At 70.7% G+C, this 14,426-nt stretch carries 13 protein-coding genes and 1 tRNA gene; 6 read left to right on the top strand and 8 right to left on the bottom strand.

Going from position 1 to position 14,426, the window contains the following annotated elements; all coding sequences use genetic code 11:
- Window positions 1–63: 63 nt before the first annotated feature.
- From OG407_RS20095 to OG407_RS20085, 3 genes are all read right to left on the bottom strand, one after another.
- The gene (locus OG407_RS20095) at window positions 64–678 is read right to left on the bottom strand and encodes a DUF5753 domain-containing protein (RefSeq protein ID WP_405859859.1); all 615 of its coding nucleotides are present in this window, start codon (window positions 676–678) and stop codon (window positions 64–66) included.
- A gap of 86 nt (window positions 679–764) precedes the next feature.
- Window positions 765–2,189, bottom strand: coding sequence for a GH1 family beta-glucosidase (locus OG407_RS20090; protein WP_405859857.1), 1,425 nt, complete (start codon window positions 2,187–2,189; stop codon window positions 765–767).
- A gap of 111 nt (window positions 2,190–2,300) precedes the next feature.
- The gene (locus tag OG407_RS20085) at window positions 2,301–3,368 is read right to left on the bottom strand and encodes a LacI family DNA-binding transcriptional regulator (RefSeq protein ID WP_405859855.1); all 1,068 of its coding nucleotides are present in this window, start codon (window positions 3,366–3,368) and stop codon (window positions 2,301–2,303) included.
- Between the two features lie 492 nt (window positions 3,369–3,860).
- On the opposite strand from OG407_RS20085, the gene OG407_RS20080 reads away from it, so the two are divergent.
- The 6 genes from OG407_RS20080 (at window position 3,861) to OG407_RS20055 (ending at window position 10,947) form a co-directional block, all read left to right on the top strand.
- Window positions 3,861–5,180, top strand: a complete 1,320-nt coding sequence (locus tag OG407_RS20080; protein ID WP_405859853.1) for an ABC transporter substrate-binding protein — start codon at window positions 3,861–3,863, stop codon at window positions 5,178–5,180.
- Window positions 5,181–5,460: 280 nt separating this feature from the next.
- Window positions 5,461–6,453 carry a carbohydrate ABC transporter permease gene (locus OG407_RS20075; protein ID WP_403588389.1) on the top strand — a complete coding sequence of 331 codons (993 nt, stop codon included), beginning with the start codon at window positions 5,461–5,463 and terminating at the stop codon, window positions 6,451–6,453.
- A gap of 14 nt (window positions 6,454–6,467) precedes the next feature.
- Window positions 6,468–7,388 carry a carbohydrate ABC transporter permease gene (locus tag OG407_RS20070; protein WP_365300761.1) on the top strand — a complete coding sequence of 307 codons (921 nt, stop codon included), beginning with the start codon at window positions 6,468–6,470 and terminating at the stop codon, window positions 7,386–7,388.
- Window positions 7,389–7,556: 168 nt separating this feature from the next.
- Window positions 7,557–9,011, top strand: coding sequence for a GH1 family beta-glucosidase (locus tag OG407_RS20065; RefSeq protein WP_405859850.1), 1,455 nt, complete (start codon window positions 7,557–7,559; stop codon window positions 9,009–9,011).
- A gap of 107 nt (window positions 9,012–9,118) precedes the next feature.
- The gene (locus tag OG407_RS20060; RefSeq protein WP_403588383.1) at window positions 9,119–10,174 is read left to right on the top strand and encodes a LacI family DNA-binding transcriptional regulator; all 1,056 of its coding nucleotides are present in this window, start codon (window positions 9,119–9,121) and stop codon (window positions 10,172–10,174) included.
- Window positions 10,171–10,947 (top strand): serine/threonine protein kinase, encoded by a 777-nt coding sequence (locus OG407_RS20055; RefSeq protein WP_405859848.1) that lies wholly within the window; start codon window positions 10,171–10,173, stop codon window positions 10,945–10,947. Before OG407_RS20060 ends, OG407_RS20055 begins: the two co-directional genes overlap by 4 nt.
- Here the strand turns inward: OG407_RS20055 and OG407_RS20050 are convergent.
- The 5 genes from OG407_RS20050 to OG407_RS20030 form a co-directional block, all read right to left on the bottom strand.
- A complete protein-coding gene (locus tag OG407_RS20050) occupies window positions 10,919–11,422 on the bottom strand; it encodes a GNAT family N-acetyltransferase (protein WP_405859846.1) in 504 nt (167 codons plus the stop codon). The genes OG407_RS20055 and OG407_RS20050 overlap by 29 nt on opposite strands.
- 69 nt (window positions 11,423–11,491) lie before the next feature.
- Window positions 11,492–11,564: transfer RNA gene (locus OG407_RS20045), tRNA-His, on the bottom strand.
- 82 nt (window positions 11,565–11,646) lie between these two features.
- Entirely contained in the window at window positions 11,647–12,249 is a 603-nt protein-coding gene (gene orn / locus OG407_RS20040) for an oligoribonuclease (protein ID WP_328831269.1), read from the bottom strand.
- Between the two features lie 120 nt (window positions 12,250–12,369).
- Window positions 12,370–13,632: a helix-turn-helix domain-containing protein gene (locus tag OG407_RS20035; protein ID WP_405859844.1), complete on the bottom strand. Its 1,263-nt coding sequence runs from the start codon at window positions 13,630–13,632 to the stop codon at window positions 12,370–12,372.
- 377 nt (window positions 13,633–14,009) lie between these two features.
- Entirely contained in the window at window positions 14,010–14,354 is a 345-nt protein-coding gene (locus tag OG407_RS20030) for a hypothetical protein (protein WP_405859842.1), read from the bottom strand.
- Between the last annotated feature and the right edge of the window lie 72 nt (window positions 14,355–14,426).

Here is a 14,426-nt window from a genome sequence, read left to right as displayed (position 1 = left end):
CTATGTGATGGGGGTGGTCGCTCTCGCGGAGGTGGATGTGCGTGCCGGTCGTTGCTGGTCCTCTCAAAGGGCGTACATGACGTGCTGGACCAGGCTCAGCGAGTCGCGGGACTCGTGCGACTCCGGCGCCGATTCCGGGTCGACCGGCGCCGGCGCCAGCTCCGAGAGCCGCTCGAACATCTTGGCGTACTCGTCGAGTTGCTCTCCATCCCGTAGGAAGAGGGACTCCGTCGGCTGTTCCAGGTAGACCGTGTCCAGTTCGGGGGTCGCACCGCCGTAGATGACGAACGCCTGGGTGTGTGCGGAGTAGATGCCCGCTTCGAACGGGTACACCTGCACGGTCGCGTTGGGCAGTCGGGAGACTTGCATCAGCCGCAGTAGTTGCCTGCGCATGACCGCCGGGCCGCCCACTCGGGTGTGGAGCGCGGCTTCATGGATGACGGCGAGATACGTGAGGGGGTGCGGGCCGGTCAGTACGCGTTGCCTCGCCATGCGGAACTGGGCGTATCGGTCGGTGCGTTGGGGGTCGCCCTCGGTGGCTTCGAGTACGGCCGAGACGGCCCCCTCGCTCGATGAAGGCGCCGAACTGGTGCTGAACAGGGAACCCGAACTCACCGACTCCGAGACCATCGCCTCGTTCACCGACCGGCCGACCCGGTGGCCGGCACCCCCGGGCAAGCTCCGAGCCACCATGCCCCGCCGGGGCGCGGCACACCCCCCATGGCATGCCGCGCCCCGCCCCCGGCCCCCGGTTCCCCCGTGGGTCAGGCGCCCTCCGCCGAGGGGAGCGTGCCCGTGCGGGCCGCCTCGCCGTACCACCGGGCGCTCGACTTCGGCGTGCGCGCCAGCGTCGCGTAGTCCACGTACACCGCGCCGAAGCGCTTCCCGTAGCCGTACGCCCACTCGAAGTTGTCCATCAGGGACCACAGGTAGTAGCCGCGTACGTCCGCGCCCTCCGCGATCGCGCGCCGCACCGCCGACAGGTGGCCGTGGAGGTAGGCGATCCGCTCCGGGTCGTGGACGTTGCCCTCGGGGTCCGGCTTGTCGTCGTAGGCCGCGCCGTTCTCGGTCACATACAGGGCCAGGCCCGGGGCCTCCCTCGTGTAGCGCATGATCAGGTCGTAGAGGCCCGTCGGGTCGATCGTCCAGCCCATCTCCGTGCGCTCGCCGGGAGTCTGGAGGAACGCCACGTCGTCCGCGCCCGGCCAGGGGGAGTACGCGCTCAGGCCGTGGCCGTCGGCCCGCGGACCCGCCGGGGCCGCCTCCGTCGCCTCCACCAGCGCGGGTGTGTAGTAGTTCAACCCCAGTGCGTCCAGGGGCTGGTGAATGAGCGTCAGGTCGCCGTCCCGGACGTACGACCAGTCCGTGATCGATCGCGTCGCCTCGAAGAGGGACTGCGGATACGAGCCGTGCAGCATCGGCCCGTGGAACACCCCGTTGGCCAGGTCGTCGATCTTCCGGGTCGCCGCCATGTCCGCCGGGGACAGTGAAGCCGGCCTGACCACCGCCGAGTTGAGGCTCACCGCCACGGAGTTCCCCGCCGGCATCGACGCGCGCAGCGCCGAAGTGGCCAGCCCGTGCGCCAGGTTGAGGTGATGGGCCGCCCGGAGCGACGCGCCCGCGTCCGTACGGCCCGGCGCGTGCACCCCCGAGCCGTAGCCCAGGAACGCGCTGCACCAGGGCTCGTTGAGCGTGGTCCACTGCTCCACGCGGTCGCCCAGCGCCTCGCCCACGATCTGCGCGTACTCGGCGAACCGGTACGCCGTGTCGCGCTCCGGCCAGCCGCCCGCGTCCTCCAGCTCCTGCGGCAGATCCCAGTGGTAGAGGGTCAGCGCGGGCTTGATGCCGTGCGCGAGCAGCTCGTCGACCAGGCGGCGGTAGAAGTCCAGGCCCACCTGGACCGCCGGGCCCCGGCCGGTCGGCTGCACCCGTGGCCAGGAGACCGAGAAGCGGTACGCCGTCAGGCCCAGGTCCGCCATCAGCGCCACGTCGTCGCGGTAGCGGTGGTAGTGGTCGACGGCGATGTCGGCGTGGTCACCGCCCGCCGTACGGCCCGGCGTATGACTGAACGTGTCCCAGATCGAGGGCGTACGGCCGCCCTCGCGCACCGCCCCCTCGATCTGGTAGGCGGAGGTCGCGGCTCCCCACAGGAAGGCGGGAGGGAAGGGCGGGGTCGTCAGGTCGGGCATGGAATCGCTCCCATGGGGTCGGGTGGCGCCCATTATGCATGGGAGCGCTCCCATGTACAAAGGGTGTTCCGACCCTGCCGAGACACCGCTCAGGTCCGCGGGTGAAACCGCTCAGGCCGACTCCCGCACCACCAGCCGTGTCGGCAGGACCACTTGGCGGTGATCGCCGTCGGCCCCTTGGTGGTGACCGCCCCCGCGGCGGGCGATCTCGTCCAGCAGGAGGCTCGCCATGGTGCGGCCCATCTCCTCCAGCGGCTGGCGGACGCTGGTCAGCGGGGGATCGATGTGCCGGGCCACGATCGAGTCGTCGAAGCCGACGACGGCCACGTCGTCAGGCACCCGCAGGCCGGACGCGCGTAGTTCCAGCACGGCACCGGACGCCATCACGTCGGACGCGGCGAAGACGGCGTCGAGGCCGGGGCGCCGGCGCAGCAGCTCCCGCATGGCCGCGCGTCCGCCCTCCTCGCGGAAGTCGCCGTACGCGATCAGGTCCTCGTCGACGGTGCGGCCCGCCTCCTCCAACGCCTCGCGGTAGCCGTCGAGTCGGGCCTGGGCGGCGTCCATGTCCAGGGGGCCCGTGATGGTGGCGATGGTCCGGCGGCCCTTGGCCAGCAGGTGCTCGACCGCGATCCTGGCGCCGCCGTTGTTGTCCGCGCGGACGTGCCCCAGCGGCTCCCCGTGGCCGCGCCGGCCGGCGAGCACGGTCGGCACGGCGAGTTCGTGCAGCCGGTCGGGCAGCGTGTCGCCGCTGTGGACCGCGAGGATGAGCACGCCGTCCACCCGGTGTGCCGACAGGTAGGTGGCCAGCCGTGCGTACTCCTTCTCGTCCGGTGTCAGTACCAGCAGCAACTGCATCTGCGCGATGGCGAGCTGGGCCGAAACACCGCGGATGATCCCTGAGAAGTAGGGCTCGGAGAAGAGCCGGTCCTCGCCCTCGGGGACGACCACGGCGACCGAGTCGGTACGGCGGGTGGCCAGGGAGCGGGCGGCGGGGTTGGGGACGTAGCCGAGTTCGTCGATCGCCCGCTCCACGGCCGCGCGGGCGTGGGCGCTCACCTTGGGGGAGCCGTTGATGACCCGGGAGACCGTGCCGCGGCCGACGCCGGCGAGCGCGGCCACGGCGTTGAGCGTCGGGCGCCGGACGTCCGCGCGCGGGGGCGGCTGCTCGGCAGGGCTCATCGTTCACCTTCCGGCGATCAGTGGGGACTTGCCTCATTCTTGCCCAGAAAATCGGGCGACGGCCCGGACGGAGGACGCGGGCGCCGCGCCCACGGGACGGACCCTTGGATCACCTGCGTGAATCCTGTGCGGGACCGGTCCGTGTCCGGCCGGTGACGCCTTGTGGAGCGACACATTCACGTGACGTGCGGAACACGCTTGCGCAACAACGCCGTTTTCAAGTCTTGACACCCGGCCCGGCACGAAGGAGTCTTCCGGCATGCCGCGTGGGAGCGGTCCCACGGAACCTCGGGGGCTTCCTTCCGTGTGGACGAAACCACCAACGGCCCGTCCCTCTATCTCGCATGGCACACCGTTGACCAGCACCTTTTCACCGCACGTCCCGTGCTGTGGGCTGGCCGCTGCTCGAAACGAGAGGGCAGGTCCGGATCGTCGAGCCTCGGCGGTCCGATTCCTGAGACCCCGTTCCCCACTGGAACAAGGAGTAGTGGAATGCGCATCACCCGTACCGGCGGCGGCCACGGCCGCAGAGCAGCGGCCCTGACCACGACGGTCCTGACGGCCTCCGCCCTGCTGCTGACCGGCTGCAGTAGCGACGGCTCCTCGGACGCCAAGGACTCGAACGGGAACATCACTCTCACGGTGGCCGACTACGGGCAGTTCGGTTACAAGGAAGCCGGACTGTTCGCCCAATACCACAAGCTGCACCCGAAGATCACGGTCAAGGAGAACGTCACCGCCAACGAGGCGGACTACTACCCGAAGCTGCTTCAGCAGCTGAACACGGGCAGCGGCCTCGCGGACGTCCAGGGCATCGAGGTCGGCCGGATCAAGGAGGTCGTCGACACCCAGGCGGCCAAGTTCACCGACCTGAGCAAGTCGATCAACGTGAGCGACTGGGTCTCCTGGAAGGAGAAGCAGGCCACCGCGTCGGACGGTTCGGTCATCGGCGCCGGCACCGACATCGGCCCGATGTCCCTGTGCTACCGCTCGGACCTCTTCAAGGCGGCGGGCCTGCCGAGCGACCGTGACTCGGTCGCCAAGGCCGTCGCGGGCGGCTGGGAGGACTACCTCAAGCTCGGCGAGAAGTTCAAGGCGAAGGCGCCCAAGGGCACTTACTTCATGGACTCCGCGAGCGCCATGTACAACGCGGTCGTCAGCTCCTCCGCGGAGCAGTACTACGACGCTTCCGGCAAGGCGATCTACAAGAACAGCCCGGCCGTGCAGCAGGGCTGGAACCTGGCCGCGGAGGCCGCGTCCAAGAAGCTGACCGAGGGCCTGCCCCAGTTCACCGACGCCTGGACGGCGGCGCTGCGCAAGGGCACCGTCGCCACCGTGGCGTGCCCCGCCTGGATGGCCGGCCAGATCTCCATCAACTCCGGTGACGCCTACAAGGGCAAGTGGGACATCGCCCGTGCGCCCGGCACCAGCGCGGGCAACTGGGGCGGCTCCTTCCTGGCCGTGCCCAAGAGCGGCAAGAACGTCAAGGCAGCCACCGACCTGGTCAAGTGGCTGACCGCTCCCGCACAGCAGGCCGCCGTGTTCAAGGCGATCGGCGTCTTCCCGTCGAACAAGGGCGCCTACGACCTCGCCAGCGTGAAGAACGCGACGCTGCCGTACTTCAACAACGCCCCGATCGGCCAGATCTACGCCGACGAGGCGAAGGCCATCCCCGAGGCCGTGCTCGGCGCGAAGGACGGCACGATCAAGGACACGATCTCCACGCAGATCAACAACATGGAGGAGCGGGGCACCAAGCCCGCCAAGGCGTGGAAGGCCGCGACCGACTCGATCGACAAGGTGATCGGCTGACACAGGCCGCGGTGCGGGCGGCCCGGCGGGCGCCCGCACCGCGCTCCGTGCGTGGGGCCGCGCGGCGGCTCCCGCCGTAGGCGCGGGGCCGTCACCACCGGCCCCGGTCGTCAAGTGCCGGTCTTTTCCGCGGTGTTCGGCGCACACTCACCGGACGCCGCCGCACCGTGTCCGCCGGACCGGCGACCCGAGGACGACGACGTGCCCCGGGCCGGATGCCCGGCCCCGCGCCCGCCTCCTGCCCGTACCCCCGGCCGAGATCCAGGGAAGGACTCCCTCCGTGGCAACCACAACCCCCACACGGGGTGCCCCCACCCCGCCACCCGGCGGGGTCGGCGCCGTACCGAACGAACCCAGCGTGTGGCGTACCCGCCTGTGGCGCCTCGACGACAAGGCGTCGCCGTACGCGTACATCGCCCCCTTCTTCCTCATCTTCGGTGCCTTCGGCCTCTACCCGATGCTGTACACGGGCTGGATAGCCATGCACCGGGTGGAGATGACGAGCCTGAGCCAGTCCCAGTGGGTCGGCTGGGACAACTTCGCCAAGATCCTCCAGGACTCCGAGTTCTGGACCGCGGTCACCAACACCTTTGTCATCGGCGTCATTTCGACCGTCCCGCAGCTCCTGATGGCCCTGGGCCTGGCCCACCTGCTCAACTACAAGCTGCGCGCCAGCACGTTCTGGCGAACCGTGATCCTCACCCCGTACGCCACCTCGGTGGCCACCGCGGCCCTCGTCTTCGCCCTGGTCTTCCGGGCCGACGGCGGGCTGCTCAACTGGGTGCTGCACTTCGTCGGTGTCGGCAACACCGACTGGGGCAACGGGGAGTGGTCGTCCAAGTTCGCCATCTCGGCCATCGTGATCTGGCGCTGGACCGGCTACAACACCCTGATCTACCTGGCGGCCATGCAGGCCGTGCCCACGGACCTGTACGAGGCGGCCTCGATCGACGGGGCGACGCGCTGGCAGCAGTTCCGCAAGGTGACCATCCCCTCGCTGCGGCCGACGATCCTGTTCACCATCGTCATCTCGACCATCGGTTCCATGCAGCTGTTCGGTGAGCCGCTGCTGCTCCAGGGCGGCACGCTCGGCTCCACCGGAGGCAGCGAGCACCAGTACGAGACGCTCAGCATCTATCTCTTCAACTACGGCTGGAAACTGGGGCACTTGGGCCCGGCCGCGGCCGTCGCCTGGGCCATGCTCGTCCTGCTGCTGCTCATTGCCCTGATCAACCTGATCGTCGGCCGGGTCCTGCGCAGGAGCGCGGCGTGACGGGAGCGATATCGATGACCACGACCAGTCCCACCCCCACCGCGCCGGACCTCGATCCGGCGCCCCTCCCCGTCACCCCGGGCACGGGCCGCCGACGTTTCAAGATCGGCGCCGGCCAGCAGCTCAAGGGCGGCCCGTTCACCTACGCGGCCCTGATCATCGTCGGCCTGGGCTCGGTCTTCCCGCTGTACTGGACGCTGGTGGCCGCCTCGCACGACCAGCAGCGGGTCCTCGACAGCCCGCCGCCGCTGCTGCCGGGCGGCCGGCTGTGGAGCAACCTCCAGTCCGCCTGGGAACAGGCCCACCTGGGGAAGGCCATCGTCAACACCGTCGTCGTGGCCGGCTCCATCACCGCGGCCACGCTGTTCTTCTGCACCCTCGCCGGCTACGCCTTCGCCAAGATGCGCTTCCGCGGTCGCGGCGCCCTGATGACGGCGGTCATCGCGACCCTGACGATCCCGCCCCAACTCAGCGTCGTACCGCTGTTCATGATGATGGCGGACATCGGCTGGGGCGGAAAACTGGAGTCGGTGATCTTCCCGACCCTCGTCGGCGCCTTCGGTGTCTTCTTCATGCGGCAGTACCTGCTGGAGGCACTGCCCTACGAACTCATCGAAGCGGCCAAGGTGGACGGCGCGACCAACATCCGCATCGTGTGGAACGTGGTCCTGCCCGCCGCCCGCCCCGCGATGATGGTGCTCGGGATGCTCACCTTCGTGCAGGCGTGGAACGACTTCTTCTGGCCCTTCCTCGCCCTGAACCAGGACAACCCCACCATCCAGGTGGCGCTCGGCCAGCTCAGCGCCTCCTACACCCCCGACCAGAGCATCGTCATGGCCGGGGCGCTGATCAGCACCCTGCCGCTGCTGCTGGTGTTCGTGATCTTCGGCAAGCAGATCATCGGAGGCATCATGGCGGGCGCCGTCAAGGGCTGACGCGGGCCGTCAACCTCCGTTCGCGCAAGCCTCGTTCACCGTCCCGTACGGCCCGCTCCGCACGCGGGCCGTACCCGGCCGGGCGCCCGTCGTCGTGCCCCGTCCGCTTCCCCCCGCACCGCCGGACCACCGTCCGGCTTTTACTCACTCCACTTCGGGAGCGCTCACATGACTGCCGTACGACAGGAAACCAAGGCCGAGCCGGCCTCCGCCACCTCCTTCCCCGCGGGCTTCGTCTGGGGTGCCGCCACCGCCGCCTACCAGGTGGAGGGCGCCGCCGCGGAGGACGGCCGGACCCCCTCCATCTGGGACACCTTCAGCCACACGCCCGGGAAGGTGCGCAACGGCGACACCGGTGACATCGCCGCCGACCACTACCACCGGTACCGCGACGACGTGGCGCTGATGAAGGACCTCGGCCTGAAGGCGTACCGGTTCTCCATCTCCTGGTCCCGGGTCCAGCCCACCGGCCGCGGGCCCGCCGTGGAGCGCGGCCTCGACTTCTACCGCCGGCTCGCCGACGAACTCCTGGCGGCCGGCATCACCCCCGTCGCCACCCTCTACCACTGGGACCTGCCGCAGGAGCTGGAGGACGCGGGCGGCTGGCCGCAGCGCGACACCGCGCACCGCTTCGCCGACTACGCCGAGATCATGGGCCGGGCCCTGGGCGACCGCGTCGGCCTGTGGACCACCCTCAACGAGCCCTGGTGCAGCGCGTTCCTGGGCTACGGCTCCGGCGTGCACGCCCCCGGCCGCACCGACCCGACGGCCACCCTGCGCGCCGCGCACCACCTCAACCTGGGTCACGGCCTGGCGGTCGGGGCGCTGCGCGAGGTCCTGCCGGCCACCGCGCAGACCTCCATCACCCTCAACCTGCACCAGGTGCGCCCGCTCACCGGCAGCCCCGAGGACGCGGAGGCCGCCCGCCGTATCGACGCGGTCGGCAACCGGATCTTCACCGGCCCCCTCCTCGACGGCGCCTACCCCGAGGACCTGCGCGCCGACACCGCGCACCTCGTCGACTGGGCGGAGCTGGTGCGCGACGGCGACCTGGCCGAGATCTCCCGGCCCATCGACGTGCTCGGCGTCAACTACTACGCGCCGACCGTCGTCTCGGCCGGCTCCGGCGACGGCGCCACCAAGAACGACGGCCACGGCGCGAGCGACCACACACCGTGGACCGGTTCCGAGAACGTGGACTTCCACCTCGCCAACGACCACCTCACGGCGATGAACTGGGCGATCGACCCCAGCGGCCTGCACACCCTCCTGACCGACCTGGCCGCCTCCCACCCCGGGCTGCCGCTGATGGTCACGGAGAACGGCGCCGCGTTCGACGACTACGTCTCCCCCGAGGGCGTGGTGAACGACCCGCAGCGGATCGCCTACCTGCACGCCCACCTCGACGCCGTCCGCCGGGCCGTCGCCGACGGAGCCGACGTCCGCGGCTACTTCCTGTGGTCGCTGCTCGACAACTTCGAATGGTCCTACGGCTATTCGAAGCGCTTCGGCGCCGTCTACGTCGACTACTCCACCCAGCGCCGCATCCCCAAGGCGAGCGCCCACTGGTACGCCGGGGTGATCCGGGGCAACGCGCTGCCGACGGCCGGCGAGGACGGGTGAGGCCCGGCGGGCGCTGACCCCGGTCGACGAGGGACGATGGAGGGCGGGGCGTCCGGCCTCGACTGTTACATTCCTGGCCTGAAAGCTGCGAACGGAAGGCGGCGACCATGGCGGTCAGCGGTGGGCGGAACCGGGGCGGCAGGCGGCCGACCCTGGAGGAGGTCGCCGCCCGTGCCGGTGTGGGCCGCGGCACGGTCTCCCGGGTGATCAACGGCTCGCCCAGGGTCAGCGACGCGACCCGCGCCGCCGTCGAGGCGGCGGTCGCGGAGCTCGACTACGTCCCGAACACGGCGGCCCGGGCGCTGGCCGCCAACCGCACGGACGCGATCGCCCTCGTCGTCCCCGAACCGGAGACCCGCTTCTTCGCGGAACCGTACTTCTCGGACATGCTCAAGGGTGTCGGCACCCAACTGTCCGACACGGAGATGCAGTTGCTGCTCATCTTCGCGGGCAGCGACCGGGAGCGACAGCGCCTCGCCCAGTACCTGGCGGCGCACCGCGTGGACGGCGTGCTGCTCGTCTCGGTCCACGCGGACGACCCGCTGCCGGACCTGCTGGCCGCGCTGGAGATCCCGGCGGTGATCAGCGGCCCCCGCTCGGCCGCCGAGCCCCTGACCTCGGTCGACTCCGACAACTACGGCGGCGCCCGCTCGGCCGTGGAACACCTCCTGTCCCGTGGCCGCACCCACATCGCCCACATCACCGGCCTCCTCGACGTCTACGGCGCCCAACGCCGCGTCGACGGCTACCGCGAGGCACTGCTCGACGCGGGCCACGAGGTGGACGAACACCTCATCCAGCCGGGCGACTTCACCGAGGAGGGCGGCCGGCGCGCGATGAAGGAACTGCTCGCCCGCCGCCCCGACGTCGACGCGGTCTTCGCCGGCTCGGACGTCATGGCGGCGGGCGCCCGCCAGGTGCTCCGCGAGGAGGGCCTGCGCGTTCCGGACGACGTCGCCCTCGTCGGCTACGACGACTCGGCCATAGCCCGCCACATGGACCCGCCCCTCACCAGCGTCCGCCAGCCGATCGAGGAGATGGGCCGCGCGATGATCGACCTCCTCCTCGCCGAGATCGCGGCCCGCCGCCCGGCGACGCCCCGGAGCCCGGAGCGACAACACGCCGTACTGGCAACGGAGTTGGTGACGCGGGCGTCGTCGTGACCGGCGACGCCGACTGGCCGCGCGAGTTGCCCGCCGTCGAGCCCTACCTCCGCACGGTGGGCGAGGTGTTCCGCGCCTTCCGCGAACAGGACTCCGGGTGCGTCTCCTACGGCGTCCAACTCCCGGACGGGGAACGCTGGTTAGTGAAGGAGGCGACAACTCCCGCCGCCCAGACCTCACTTGACGGCGCCTGGACCTTCCACCGAGCCGTACGGCACCCGGCGATCGTCCCGCAGCTGCACCGGATCGCCGTGGCGGACAGCGGCCGTACGGCGGTCGTCATGCCCTGGCAGCACGGAGAGTCCCTCTACGGCCCCGCCCGCGCCCGCTTCCGCGCCCTGCCCCTCGCCTCCGTCCTCCGCGCGGTCGACCGCGTCCTGGACGCGCATCTCGCCGTGGAGGCCGCGGGGATGGTGGCGGTCGATCTCTACGACGGCGCGTTCCTCTACGACTTCGGCGCCGACGTCCTCCACCTCATCGACCTCGACGAGTACCGCCCCGGCCCCTTCGTCCTCCAGGGCGACCGGCTCCCGGGCTCGGCCCGCTTCATGGCTCCGGAGGAGTGGCACCACGGCGCCCGCATCGACATCCGCACGACGGTCTACGCCCTCGGCCGCACCGCCCGCCTCCTCCTCGACGCGGGGGACGGCGAGCGCGCCTGGCGGGGTACCGCGGGTCAACTCGCCGTACTGGAACGGGCTACCCGCGCCGATCCCGCCGAACGGTTCGCGGGCGTACGGGAGTTCACGGACGCGTGGCGCGCCGCCACCTGACCTCGCCGTCCTGCCACTCGTCGGTCGGCGTCAGGCCCGCCGCCGTGGCGACCGCCGCGGATGCCCGGTGGTCCGGGTGGATGTGCGCCACGACCGTGGAGACCGCCTGCTCTCCGAGCCACGACACCAGCCCCTGCGCCGCCTCGCTCGCCAGGCCTCGGCCCTGCCAGGGTGTCCCGACCACCCAGGCGATCTCCGCGACCGAACCCGCCGCCGTGACCGTTGCCTGGACCGTGCCCACCAGGCGGTTCTCCACCCGCAGGCGCAGTACCCAGTTGCACCAGACGGTGGCCGGGTCGGGGGAGCCGGCGGCGAGGCGGTCGTAACGGGTCCGCAGGGCGTCGGGGGAGAGGGGTTCGCCGCCGATGTAGGTGTGGAGAGCGGGGGAGGAGAGGACCGTGGCCATGTCCGCCGCGTGGGCCGTGCTCAGCGGGACGAGATCCAGGCGGGCGGTGCTGATCAGTTCGATGTCCATGGCAGGCAGGCTCCTGGAAAACGAATCAGCCGGTGACCCCGTTTCCGAGGCCACCGGCTGATTACTCAGGGTGAGTGACGGGACTTGAACCCGCGACTTCCTGGACCACAACCAGGTGCTCTACCAGCTGAGCTACACCCACCATGCCCGGTCGTTCACTCTGTAAGTTTCCGACCGGCCGAGCAAAAGTGTACAGGGTCCGAAGGGGTGCTCGCGCCCGCCTTTTACGGGGTGGGCAGGACGTGCTTCGCGGCGATCGTGCGGGCGGTTTCCGAGTCGGGGCCGGGCTGCGGGACGAAGATCGCCTCGCGGTAGTAGCGCAGCTCGGCGATGGACTCGCGGATGTCGGCGAGGGCGCGGTGATTGCCCTTCTTCTCGGGGCTGTTGAAGTACGCCCGCGGGTACCAGCGGCGGGCCAGCTCCTTCACCGAGGACACGTCCACGATGCGGTAGTGGAGGTACTCCTCCAGGGTCGGCATGTCACGGAGCAGGAAACCGCGGTCGGTGCCGACCGAGTTGCCGCACAGCGGGGCCTTGCCCGGCTCCTTGACGTGCTCCCGGATGTACGCCAGGACCAGCTCCTCGGCGTCGGCCAGCGTCGTACCGCCGGCCAACTCGTCGAGCAGGCCGGATGCGGTGTGCATCTGGCGTACTACGTCCGGCATCGTCTCCAGCGCCTGGTCCGGCGGGCGGATGACGATGTCCACCCCTTCGCCGAGCACGTTCAGCTCGGAGTCGGTGACGAGGGCGGCCACCTCGATGAGAGCGTCGTCTGACAGCGAGAGGCCGGTCATCTCGCAGTCGATCCACACCATGCGATCGTTCATGTGTCTAACCTTAAGGTGCGTGCCGCCCGGCTGAGCCGACCGTGCGCTGACCTTGTGCCGCCGGTACATGCGGAAACCCCCGGAGACCTCCTGCGAGAGACCTCCGGGGGCGTGCGGTTGCTACGTCGCGCTCCGCTGGCCGGGCAGACTCGCGGCCCGGCTTGTGGCGTACGCCTCACGGCCGTTCTCCGCGACGGAGGCCGACGCGGACGCCGTCGCCGACAGCGCGCTGGCCGCCGTACGACGGCTCTGCATCGGGACCGGGCCGTCCGGGTGCAGCGCGGGCGGCAGCCCGGCCGGACCCAGGGACGGCGGACCGCCGGGCTGGCCGGGGGCGCCGTCGCTGTCCACCTGCTTGTCGCCCTGGGGCCTGCGGGCGCGGTACGCGGCCCGGTAGGCGGCGGGCGACGAGCCCAACTGGCGCCGGAAATGGCCGCGCAGAGCCACCGGCGAGCGGAAGCCGCAACGGCCCGCGACCTCGTCCACCGAGTAGTCCGACGTCTCCAGCAGACGCTGCGCCTGGAGCACCCGCTGCGTGATCAGCCACTGCAGGGGAGCGCTCCCGGTGAGCGAGCGGAAGCGGCGGTCGAACGTACGCCTGCTCATGTACGCGCGTGCCGCCAGCGTCTCCACGTCGAACTGTTCGTGGAGGTGCTCCAGCGCCCAGGCGACGACCTCCGCGAGCGGGTCGGCGCCGATCTCCTCTGGTAAAGACCGGTCGAGGTAGCGCTCCTGACCGCCGCTTCGGCGCGGGGGGACCACCAGGCGCCGGGCGAGCGCGCCGGCCGCCTCGTTGCCGTGGTCCGTCCGCACGATGTGGAGACAGAGATCGATTCCGGCCGCCGTACCGGCGGACGTCAGCACGTCCCCGTCGTCGACGAAGAGTTCCCTCGGATCGACGTGCACCGACGGATAGCGCTTGGCCAGCGTCGGCGCGTACATCCAGTGGGTGGTCGCGGGACGGCCGTCCAGCAGGCCCGCCGCGGCCAGCACGAAGGCGCCGGTGCACAGGCCGACGATGCGGGCGCCTTCTTCGTGCGCGCGGCGGATCGCGTCGAGTGCCTCCTCCGGCGGCGGCGAGGTGATCGACCGCCAGGCCGGCACGACGACGGTGCCTGCCCGTGAGATCGCCTCCAGGCCGTGCGGTGTGGTGAGTTCCAGTCCGCCGGTCGTGCGCAGCGGCCCTTCTTCGCCACCGCACACAAGAAGGCGGTAGCGCGGAACTCCGGCGTCCTGCCGGTCGATTCCGAACACCGACAGCGGTATGGAACTCTCGAAGATGGGGCCGCCGCTGAACAGCAGCACCGCGACGATCTCCTTGCGGCGTCGCCCGGAAAGTTTCCGGGCCGCGGCTTCCGGCGCGGCAGTGGAGTCGTGGCTCATACTGCTAAGCCCCCCTCGGTGGTCGCGGCTCCTCGGTTGTGTCGCTCCTGCACGTTTCCCCTCGGTCCTGCACGAGTCCCCCGCCGTAAGACGTCAAGATCGAATCTACTGTGTCCAGTGGTGCCGGGGTGACCAGTTCGGCAACCGGCATATTGTCGACATGGCAACTTGGCGTGAAGCATTCGATCACGAAGCGTTGCACTCGTGGGCCGTGCAGGGAAGTGCGCCTCGTCGTAGTGGCCAATCCCCGTAGGGTGCGCAAGGCCCCCCAGACCCTTTCGGTGCAGGTGGAACGGGGGTTGGGGGGTGGTTCGGACAACAGATGCGCGGTGGCCGGAAGTTGGCTGAAAAGCGTCGGGCGCGTGCGCGGAAACCGGTCAGTCGACCGGTGCACTTCCCCCGGCATGCCGCCCGCCCCTGTGCGCCCCCGCGGTGGCCCGGTGACGATGGCCGCGGTGCGAGGAGTGTTCTTCGGCCAGTGGCGGTGCCTGCTCCTCGGGCAGCAGCCGGGCCTCGCCCAGTTCGGAGCGGCGCAGCAGCACCCGGCAGGCGGCGGTGACGGCCGCGAGACCCAGGGCCGTACCGGTGGCGCCGGCGAACGAGGTGCCGTACCAGAGGAGGACGAGGGGGACGAGGACGCAGCTGAAGACCGCCCAGCGGACCACGTCGGTGGCGGTGTCGTGGCTGGGGTGTGCCTCGGAGGTCGTGCGGTGTCCGGACATGGCGTGCTCCCTGGGGCGGCGGCTCGCCGGGTTCAACGCGTGTTCGATGCGTCGGTCACTGTAGGGCAGTCC

The sequence above is a fragment of the Streptomyces sp. NBC_01515 genome (assembly GCF_045040345.1).
Classification (GTDB): domain Bacteria; phylum Actinomycetota; class Actinomycetes; order Streptomycetales; family Streptomycetaceae; genus Streptomyces.
Note: the sequence above shows the minus strand (reverse complement) of the source record. Positions and strands in the feature narration are given on the sequence as shown.

Bases quoted from the DNA above. Each gene is read 5' to 3' on its own strand.
- orn (WP_328831269.1), bottom strand. From the start codon at position 12,249: ATGAACGATCGCATGGTGTGGATCGACTGCGAGATGACCGGCCTCTCG.
- OG407_RS20050 (WP_405859846.1), bottom strand. From the start codon at position 11,422: ATGGACATCGAACTGATCAGCACCGCCCGCCTGGATCTCGTCCCGCTG.
- OG407_RS20030 (WP_405859842.1), bottom strand. From the start codon at position 14,354: ATGTCCGGACACCGCACGACCTCCGAGGCACACCCCAGCCACGACACC.
- OG407_RS20035 (WP_405859844.1), bottom strand. From the start codon at position 13,632: ATGAGCCACGACTCCACTGCCGCGCCGGAAGCCGCGGCCCGGAAACTT.
- OG407_RS20065 (WP_405859850.1), top strand. From the start codon at position 7,557: ATGACTGCCGTACGACAGGAAACCAAGGCCGAGCCGGCCTCCGCCACC.
- OG407_RS20090 (WP_405859857.1), bottom strand. From the start codon at position 2,189: ATGCCCGACCTGACGACCCCGCCCTTCCCTCCCGCCTTCCTGTGGGGA.
- OG407_RS20060 (WP_403588383.1), top strand. From the start codon at position 9,119: ATGGCGGTCAGCGGTGGGCGGAACCGGGGCGGCAGGCGGCCGACCCTG.
- OG407_RS20080 (WP_405859853.1), top strand. From the start codon at position 3,861: ATGCGCATCACCCGTACCGGCGGCGGCCACGGCCGCAGAGCAGCGGCC.
- OG407_RS20070 (WP_365300761.1), top strand. From the start codon at position 6,468: ATGACCACGACCAGTCCCACCCCCACCGCGCCGGACCTCGATCCGGCG.
- OG407_RS20085 (WP_405859855.1), bottom strand. From the start codon at position 3,368: ATGAGCCCTGCCGAGCAGCCGCCCCCGCGCGCGGACGTCCGGCGCCCG.